Below are 717 nucleotides of genomic sequence, written 5' to 3'. Positions count from 1 at the left end.
AGGGTGTGGGAGAGTAGGTCGCCGCCGCGCAATCTTTGTATGGAAGGGCTTCACCCGTTGGGTGGGGCCCTTTCTGCATTTCCGGGGTCTTTTCTGTCGCCCGGGCCGGGGAGGCAGCAATGGAGGGGTGCAGGGCCATATCCGATCCGAGTAGGACACGGGACGAGTCTGAAATCCGGTCGACATGGTTGTTGCCGGCCACCTATGGTGCAGCCATGCCAGACAGCCCCTTCCTCGGTCAGTGCGACTGCGGTACGACCGCCGGCCCGCTGGGCGTGTGCGCAGATTACTACCACGCGATCCTGGCCGAAGAGCAGGCCGATCCTGAGATGTACAGATGGCACGGGCCTGTGGTCTGCGCGTATCTCCTGCAGCATCCTTCCAGAGGGCATGAGAAGTACCTCGACAGTCAGTTCCGCTACCTGCAGTTCTACGTCGACAAGGGCCTTGACGCGCTGCTTCGCGTGGCCGCTCATCAGGTGGCGCGGAACAATCACAGGGCGCGGTCGGGCTACGACATGACGCCAGTGGCAACGTACGCGCCGCTGCCGCTGGGTGAAACACCCCGGCATTTCCGCGCCACGTTCTGCGAGCTGCCGTGCAGCGACGGCAGCTTCGTCTCCGATGGGCATCTGGCATACGGGCGACGTATCGAAACCATCGCCGAAGCGACGTTGGAGGCATGGCGACCCCTCCAGGCCTGACACTCCAAGGCCT

At 63.6% G+C, this 717-nt stretch carries 1 protein-coding gene; it reads left to right on the top strand.

Features of this window, described 5'->3' with window-relative positions; translation table 11 throughout:
- Positions 1-215 precede the first annotated feature (215 nt).
- A complete protein-coding gene (locus tag ABFX50_RS50460; RefSeq protein ID WP_346158406.1) occupies positions 216-704 on the top strand; it encodes a DUF5946 family protein in 489 nt (162 codons plus the stop codon).
- The last annotated feature ends 13 nt before the right edge of the window (positions 705-717 follow it).

The organism is Nonomuraea recticatena, assembly GCF_039533245.1.
Taxonomy (GTDB): domain Bacteria; phylum Actinomycetota; class Actinomycetes; order Streptosporangiales; family Streptosporangiaceae; genus Nonomuraea; species Nonomuraea roseola.
Note: the sequence above shows the minus strand (reverse complement) of the source record. Positions and strands in the feature narration are given on the sequence as shown.

Bases quoted from the DNA above. Each gene is read 5' to 3' on its own strand.
- ABFX50_RS50460 (WP_346158406.1), top strand. From the start codon at position 216: ATGCCAGACAGCCCCTTCCTCGGTCAGTGCGACTGCGGTACGACCGCC.